6 protein-coding genes are annotated in these 8,116 nt (G+C 67.1%); 4 read left to right on the forward strand and 2 right to left on the reverse strand.

The window, feature by feature from the left end; all coding sequences use genetic code 11:
- Window positions 1–37: 37 nt before the first annotated feature.
- Both VGH54_RS20320 and VGH54_RS20325 read left to right on the forward strand, forming a co-directional pair.
- Window positions 38–1,018 (forward strand): phosphotriesterase-related protein, encoded by a 981-nt coding sequence (locus VGH54_RS20320; RefSeq protein WP_331513881.1) that lies wholly within the window; start codon window positions 38–40, stop codon window positions 1,016–1,018.
- The gene (locus VGH54_RS20325) at window positions 1,015–2,487 is read left to right on the forward strand and encodes an AMP-binding protein (protein ID WP_331513882.1); all 1,473 of its coding nucleotides are present in this window, start codon (window positions 1,015–1,017) and stop codon (window positions 2,485–2,487) included. Before VGH54_RS20320 ends, VGH54_RS20325 begins: the two co-directional genes overlap by 4 nt.
- Here the strand turns inward: VGH54_RS20325 and VGH54_RS20330 are convergent.
- Complete coding sequence (locus tag VGH54_RS20330) at window positions 2,453–3,631, reverse strand: acyltransferase (RefSeq protein ID WP_331513883.1); 1,179 nt, start codon at window positions 3,629–3,631, stop codon at window positions 2,453–2,455. The two genes, VGH54_RS20325 and VGH54_RS20330, sit on opposite strands and share 35 nt — an antisense overlap.
- Window positions 3,632–3,837: 206 nt before the next feature.
- On the opposite strand from VGH54_RS20330, the gene VGH54_RS20335 reads away from it, so the two are divergent.
- Together VGH54_RS20335 and VGH54_RS20340 are read left to right on the forward strand one after the other, a co-directional pair.
- Window positions 3,838–5,088 (forward strand): DUF3068 domain-containing protein, encoded by a 1,251-nt coding sequence (locus VGH54_RS20335; RefSeq protein WP_331513884.1) that lies wholly within the window; start codon window positions 3,838–3,840, stop codon window positions 5,086–5,088.
- 36 nt (window positions 5,089–5,124) lie between these two features.
- Complete coding sequence (locus VGH54_RS20340) at window positions 5,125–6,852, forward strand: hypothetical protein (protein WP_331513887.1); 1,728 nt, start codon at window positions 5,125–5,127, stop codon at window positions 6,850–6,852.
- Window positions 6,853–6,865: 13 nt separating this feature from the next.
- Here VGH54_RS20340 and VGH54_RS20345 read toward each other — a convergent pair whose 3' ends face one another.
- Entirely contained in the window at window positions 6,866–8,020 is a 1,155-nt protein-coding gene (locus tag VGH54_RS20345; protein WP_331513885.1) for a glycosyltransferase family 4 protein, read from the reverse strand.
- Window positions 8,021–8,116 lie beyond the last annotated feature (96 nt).

Genomic DNA, 8,116 nt, shown 5'->3' on the forward strand with positions numbered 1-8,116 from the left:
GCCACGGAGGCCGATTCGTCGTCCTAGAGTCGGCTACGTGTCGTTAGTGAATACCGCTCAGGGACCTGTCAATACCACCGATCTCGGCGTCACGCTCATGCATGAACACGTGTTCATCATGACCACCGAGATCGCGATGAACTACCCGGAGGCATGGGGCGACGAAGACAAACGGGTGGCCGATGCCATCGATCGGCTCAACGAACTGAAGTCGCGCGGCGTCGACACCATCGTCGACCTCACCGTGATCGGGCTGGGCCGCTACATCCCCCGCATCGCCCGGGTCGCCGCGGCCACCGACCTGAACATCGTCGTGGCGACCGGCCTCTACACCTACAACGACATTCCATTCCGCTTCCACTACGAGGGCCCGGGCGGGATGCTGGGCGGCCCTGAGATCATGACCGACATGTTCGTCCGCGACATCGAGGAGGGGATCGCCGACACCGGCATCAAGGCCGGCATCCTCAAGTGCGCCACCGACGAGCCCGGCATCACCCCGGGCGTCGAGCGGGTACTGCGTGCGGTCGCCCAGGCGCACAAGCGCACTGGGGTACCGATTTCCACGCACACCCATGCCGGACTGCGACGCGGGCTCGAGCAGCAGAAGATCTTCGAGGAAGAGGGCGTCGACCTGAGCCGGGTGATCATCGGTCACTCCGGCGACAGCACCGACGTCGGCTATCTCGAGGAGCTCATCTCCGCCGGCTCCTACCTCGGGATGGATCGATTCGGCATCGACGTGATCCTGCCGTTCGAGGAGCGGGTAGGCATAGTGGTGCAGATGTGCGAGCGCGGCCACGCCGACAAGATGGTGCTCTCGCACGACGCCAACTGCTACTTCGACGCGCTGCCCGAGCAGCTGGTGCCGCAGATGGCGCCGAACTGGCACTACCTGCATATCCACAACGACGTGATCCCCGCGCTCAAACAACGCGGTGTCACCGACGAGCAGCTGCACACCATGCTCGTCGACAACCCGCGCCGCATCTTCGAGCGGCAGGGCTCTTACCAGTGACGGGAGCCGAGCTGGTCCCGCCGATTGGCGTACAGATCTCCGCGCTGGCCTCGCTCGCCCCCGACGAACCGGCCGTCACGTGTGACGGGCGCACGCTGACCCGCGGCGAACTCGACCGCTCGACGAACCGGTTGGCCCGCGCTTACGCCGCGCGTGGTGTCGGAGTCGGCGACTACGTGACGATGGTGCTACCCAACTCGATCGAGTGGGTCCAGGCCGCGGTCGCGTGCTGGAAGCTGGGCGCCGTGCCCCAGCCGCTGTCCGCGCGGCTGCCCGACGCCGAGCTGGCCGACCTGCTGGAACTGCGGCCGCCGACCTTGCTGGTCGGCCGCGAGCACCCCGAAATAACAAGCATTCCAACAGGTTTCGTTCCCGACCCGGAATTGTCCGACGAGGCACTACCGGAGGCGGTGTCGCCGGTCTGGAAGGCGATGGGGTCAGGCGGCAGCACCGGGCGGCCCAAGCTGATCGAGTCCGGTGGCGACAGCCGGATCCCCGCCGCCATCGGCTATCCGCTGGGTGCGCAAGAGGGCGACACCACGCTGGTGCCGGTGCCGCTGTCGCACAACACCGGGTTCACCACCGCCACCATCGCTTTGCTGATGCGCCACCACCTCGTGCTGATGAGCCGGTTCGAGCCGGAGAATTTCCTCCGGCTGATCAGCGACCACCGCGTCACTTTCCTGACGACGGTGCCGACCATCATGCAGCGGGCGCTGCCGGCCTACCACGACAACCCCGATGCCTACGACCTGTCGTCGCTTCGCCGGTTCTGGCACCTCGGCGCGCCATGCCCGCCCGCCATCAAACAGGCCTGGATCGACCTGCTCGGGCCCGAGAAAGTCTGGGAACTCTACGGCGGCACCGAATTACAGGCGTTGACGTTCATCTCCGGGGACCAGTGGCTGGCTCACCGTGGCTCGGTCGGCATCGTCGTCGCCGGCGAGATGAAGGTGCTCGACGACGACGGCAACCCGTGTCCACCCGGCGAAGTAGGCGAGATCTACATGCGGCCCAGCCCGGGCAGCGCACCCACCTATCGCTACGTCGGCGCCACCGCGAAATCGCGCGACGGCTGGGACTCGCTCGGTGACCTCGGCTACTTCGACACCGACGGGTTCCTGTACATCTCGGACCGCCGGGTCGACATGTTCACCGTCGGCGGCCGCAACGTGTACCCGGCCGAGATCGAAGCCGCGCTCTCCGAGCATCCGGATGTGCTGTCCTGCTTGGTTGTTGGTGTGCCACACGAAGATCTGGGACAGGTGCCGTACGCCTTGGTTCAGGCTGGCTCGGCACTGGACGAGCAGACGGTGCAGGCGTTTCTGCGCGAGCGCATCGCCGGTTACAAGGTGCCCGAGACCGTCGAGTTCGTCGACACCCCGTTACGCGATGACGCCGGCAAGGCACGCCGCTCCGCGGTCCGCAACGAGATCATGGCGCGATTGCGTCTTCTTGACGCGGGCTGACGGCATCGCCAACCCCCTGGGTGGCTGGTTGCTTGGTGCGGGATTCCCAGCGCCGCAACGCTTCCCGGCACGGTGATTCGACGAGCGCATAGCTCACTGCGGCGATGGCGATACTGAACACCAGTGTCAGCGCCAGCACCTCGGGCATGTGTCCCCGGAACGGGAATTGACCGATCACCGGGAACACCATCGTCAGCGCGGCAAGGTGCCAGATGAAGATGCCGTACGACCAGCGTCCGAGCGTCACCATCGGGGCGCTGCCCAGCAGCCGATGGCTTTCGTCGGGCCGGTCGAGCACCAGCGGCGCCACCAGACCCGCCGCCACCAGCGCCCCCATCGCGGTCTTCACGGTGAATTGGGCGGCGCTGCTAGGAACCAACCCGGCGGGGCCGGCCAGCGGCGAGGCGGCCACCAGGTAGGCCGCCACCACCACGACGGCCATCGCCAGCCGGCGTCGCGCCAGCCGGTGCGGCCACCCGAGCGGGGTGTGGATCCACTCGGCCAGCAGCATGCCCGCGGCGAACCAGGAGAAGAACGCCGGCGGCCACGTCAACGGGTTGAGGCCGGCCGGAGCGGCAAACGGGAGCCAGCCCCAAAACCAGCTCGCGACAGCCAGAACGGCGATCGCCGGTACCCGGGCGCGGACCGGTAGTCGTGCCGCCAGCATCGCGAGTATCGGCAACGCCAGGTAGAAGGTGATCTCGACCGACAGGCTCCACATCTGAGTCAGTCCGGCGGTCAGCGTCAACGGGACATACACCTGGGTTAGTGACAGATTCGCCAGCCATACGGTCAGATTCGGGTGATTGCCGTCCGGCAGCAGGGTCAGAATCACGACGACGGCAACCAGATAGGCCGGCATGATGCGGACCACCCGCGATCGCAGGTAGTGACCCGTGGACGGGCGCCAGGCGAGACCGCGCGCGGCCGCCGCATGACTGCGCCACAACAAGAAGCCCGACAATGCGAAGAACACCGCCACCGCCAGATCGAAGCGGCCGAACAGCCGACCGTCGATCCCGCTGGAGTGCCCGGTGTCAAACGCGACGTGGGTGATGACGACGCCGATCGCCGCGCAGGCCCGCATACCTTCGACGGCGGGCAGGAAGCGCCGAGTGCCGCCGACCTGCTCGCTATCCGTCATGGTGACAGTCTGCCCGGAGAATGGGGTTCACCCGATTTACCCGCCGTGGGGACATAAAGGGCGACCTTAAATAATGCTGTTAGGGTCGAACGAGTTTTGCTTGGCTGCTGCAGCGTAAGCGGGTAGAACCCCAGGTCGCGGGGGTTCGGGACGGAACAGGTTTTGGTGGCCTGAACCGAACGAGACCAGAAGGAGGTCACGGCCACGTGAACCGAGCAGTCATGTTGCGGATGGCCGCGTGCGGGATCATGGGACTCGGAGCCGCGTTGTTGATCGCCGCGCTGCTGTTGTGGACCTACACCGGTAGCAGGATCACCAAAATTCCGCTCAATCTGGACGCGACGTTGATTGGCGAAGGCACTGGGACCGCGGTAGACACCGCCTCGCTGTACAGCCCGAAGCTGGTGGTCGATAAGAACGTGCCGCTGGTCTCGCAGCAGCAGATCGACGTCGAATCTCCCGCCAACGCCGATGTCGTCACGTTGCAAGTGGGCGCCTCGGTTCGGCGCAGCGACAAGCAAAAGGATTCCGGGCTGCTGCTCGCCCTGGTCGACACCGTCACCCTCAACCGGAAGACCGCGTCAGCGGTGTCCGACGACACTCACCCCGGCGGCGCGGTGCAGAAGCCGCGCGGGTTCAAGGATGAAAGCCCGGCCACCAACATCGCGTTGCCACACGACGGCTTGTCCTACCGATTCCCGTTCCATACCGAGAAGCGCTCGTATTCGTACTTCGATCCGATCGCTCAGAAGGCCTTCGAGGCCAACTACACCGGTGAAGAAGACGTCAACGGCCTGACCGCGTACAAGTTCACCCAGGACGTCGGCTACGACGCCGACGGCAAGTTGGCTGAGCCGATCAGGTACCCGTCGCTGTACGCCGACGATGCGGACAGCAAGGTCACCAACACCGCGTTCATGTGGGGCCTGCCGGGCGATCCGGACGAGAAGATCACCATGACCCGCTATTACGCGGCGCAACGGACGTTTTGGGTGGACCCGGAATCGGGGACCATCGTCAAGGAAAAAGAGCGCGCCAATCACTACTTCGCTCGCGACGCGCTGAAGCCCGAGGTGACGCTGGTCGACTACACGATCACCTCCAACGAGGCTTCCATCGAGTCACAGGTCAACGCGGCGCGCGATGAGCGCGACCGGTTGGCGCTGTGGTCCCGCGTCCTGCCCATCACCTTCACCGCGGCCGGCGTGATCGCGCTGATCGGCGGGCTGTTGCTCGGCTCGTTCAGCTTGCGGACCGAGACCGCGCTAGCCGAACCCGACGTGGACGCGGCCGACCAAGGTGGCTTCTTCGGCCGCGGCGAGCCACCGCCCGCGCGAGTTCCGGGTGCCGAAGCCGAGACCGAGAAGATTCCCACTCCGCCCAAGGACGTCAAGCGAGAGCAGGGGCCGCCAAGCTCGGGAGGTCCTTCGACGTCGGGTCCGCCCGACCTGTCCTAGCTAGCTGGACGCGTGCGGGCGGCACCCCACTGGGCTCTGCGCTGGTCCCGTCCCGGGTACGCGCTGGCGCTGGCGCTGCTGGTGGTGGCGCCGCTACTGAGCCCCGGCTATCTGCTGCTGCGCGACGCGGTCTCCACACCGCGGTCCTATCTCTCCGATAGCGCCCTCGGGCTGGTTTCGGCGCCCCGGGCCACGCCACAGGATTTCGCGATCGCGCTGGCCTCGCGCTGCATCGACGGCGGCCTGGTAGTGAAGGCATTGCTGGTCGTTGGACTGTGGTTGGCGGGCTGGGGCGCGGCTCGACTGGTCGCGCAGGTGTTGCCGGAATCCGGTGCCGGCGGCCAATTTTCGGCGACCACACTGGCGATCTGGAATCCTTACGTCGGCGAACGACTCCTGCAGGGACACTGGAGTCTACTGCTCGGCTACGGCTGCCTGCCGTGGGTAGCTGCCAGCGTGCTGACGCTTCGATCAAGCGAAAGCACCTCCTGGCCCAGCATTTTCGGACTGGCATTCTGGATTGCGCTGGCCGGGCTTACCCCGACCGGCCTGCTTCTTGCCGGCACAGTTGGGTTGGTTTGCGTCGCGGTGCCGGGTACTGGAACTTGCCGCTGGCGTTGCGCCGCAATCATATTGGCCGACGCGGTGGCGGCGGCGCTGCCGTGGTTGACCGCGGCGGCACTGGGTCTGTGGTCGCCGGATCACGTGTGGGCTCGTGCGCCAGGTGTTGCCGCGTTCGCGGCACGGGCCGAGCCCGGTCTGGGCACCCTGGGCAGTCTGGCCAGCCTGGGTGGCATCTGGAACAGCGATTCCGTGCCAGCCTCGCGGGCAACGCTTTTCGCAGTCTTGTCGGCGGTTGTGCTGCTCGCGGTGGTTGCGGCGGGGGTCGTCACGCTGACGCGTCACCGGGTAGCGCTGCCGTTGCTGATACTGGCGATGGCATCGGTGGTGATACCCGCGGCGATGGCCACCGGCCCGGGACTGGCCGTTCTGCACACGCTGGTCGGCACCGCACCCGGCCTGGGCGTGCTGCGCGACGGGCAGAAGTGGGTCGCGTTGGCGATGCCCGGCTATGCGCTGGCCGCCGCGGGCGCGGTGCTGGTGTTGCGGCGCTGGTTGCGGCCCGCATCCGCCGCGCTAGTGTGCTGCGCCGCGCTGCTGCTGTCGCTTCCCGACTTGGCTTGGGGCGTAGGGGGAAAGCTCGACTCGGTGCGCTATCCGAGCGACTGGCCGACCGTTGCGGCGGCGATCAACCGCGAGCCTGCAGAGGTCGCGGTGTTGCCGGCCGACACCATGCGTCGATTCGCCTGGTCCGGTCCGGCGCCAGTGCTGGATCCGCTGCCGCGCTGGCTGCGCGCTGACGTCCTGACCACGGGCGACCTGACCATTTCGGGGACGACGGTTCTCGGTGAGGGAAACCGGGCCCGCGATGTGCAACAGCTGCTGTTGGCCGGTGGCGATTCGGTTGATCTCCGTCGGGCCGGCGTCGGATGGCTGGTGGTCGAGTTGGGCACACCCGGCGATATGGGTTCGGCCGCAGAGACATTCGACCGGTTGCCGGTGGCTTACCGCGGACGGGACCTGGCGTTGTACCGCGTTGGCGGCGCTACAGCCGGTGCGTCGACGGGCCGGCGGACGACGGTCGTGATCGCGCACTTGGCGTGGCTTGCCATACTGATCGCCGGAGCGGTCGGCGCTACCGTAACTAGTCGGCGGCAACAGGCTCGTTCGGCAGCGGGTGACGACGAGGGCGGGACACCCTAGGAAGGCCTCACCGTTACACCACGCCGGTGACGCGGTTGCCGGCGACCACCGACTCCAGCACCGTACGCATCGCGTCCGCGCTTTGCTTCCAAGAGAATTCGGCGCTACGCGCTTGCGCCTTGGCGCCGAGCTGATCGCGCAGCACCGCATCGGTGAGCAACTGCTGAAGCCGACCCACCAGTTCATCGTGGTCGTCGACCAGCACGCCGGTCACTCCATCGATGATCGAGTCGGCCAACCCGCCGGATGACCGGTAGCCGATGGTGGGCACCGCGTGCTGGGCCGCCTCGATGACCGCCAGACCCCAGCCTTCTTTGCGTGACGGCAGCACGTGCACCCAAGCCTGTTGCATGACATGGTGTTTGGCGGCGTCATCGACGTGCCCGTGAAATGTGACCGCGTCGCTGATGCCCAGCCGCGTCGCATGATCAGTCAGCCGATGAGACCACCACCCGCCGCCGACGATGTCGAGATGCAGGTCGGGAATCGAGGATCGCAGCTGGGCCACCGCGGTCAGTGCATCTTCAATCTGCTTGTGCGGCACCAGCCTCGACAGCACCAGCACCCGCGGCGTCCCCGCCCGCGGGCCTGTCAGCGACGGCGCGGGGGCCTGGTCGAGGCCGTTGCGCACCACGGCGATTCGCTCGTTATCCACCCCCAGGCCGACCAAGTCGCGGGCCGACGGCAGTGACACCGTCACATACTGGTTGCGGCGATGCAGCTTCGGCGAGAGCCACGATTCGACGAACCAGCCGAGCCTGCTGAAGAACCAGCCGGCCACCGGCCACTGCTCGCGATGGCAGTGGTGCACCAGCACCGCGACCCGACGGCCGTAGATCAGCCGGGCCACGAAAGGCAAACCGTTCTGGGTGTCGACGACCACGTCCGGTCGCACCCGTCGCAGCGGACCGATGCCGAGCCTGGCCGCCGCCATCGCCAACAGCGCCCACACGTAGACCGAGTACCGCCCGCCCGCACGGTGGATGCGCACGCCGTCGACGACCTCGCGCCGCGCCGCGCCTGGGTAGCGCGCGGTCCGCAGCGTGACGTCGACGTCGGCAGCGGCCAGCTGGGCGCCGATGCGCTGCAGGTAGGTCTCACTCCCGCCGCCCTGGGGGTGTCCGGTATCGCGCCAGCACAAAAGCAGCACCGAGCGCACACCAGACATCCGGACAGCCTAGCGATGCGGGGGCTTTAGGGTTGGCCGGTGGCCGTGACAGACCAGTTCGCGCGGCGGGCGACGTTGGGTCGCTCGGTGCGGCTG

It is taken from the genome of Mycobacterium sp. (assembly GCF_036488105.1).
GTDB lineage: Bacteria > Actinomycetota > Actinomycetes > Mycobacteriales > Mycobacteriaceae > Mycobacterium.

Bases quoted from the DNA above. Each gene is read 5' to 3' on its own strand.
- VGH54_RS20330 (WP_331513883.1), bottom strand. From the start codon at position 3,631: ATGACGGATAGCGAGCAGGTCGGCGGCACTCGGCGCTTCCTGCCCGCC.
- VGH54_RS20345 (WP_331513885.1), bottom strand. From the start codon at position 8,020: ATGTCTGGTGTGCGCTCGGTGCTGCTTTTGTGCTGGCGCGATACCGGA.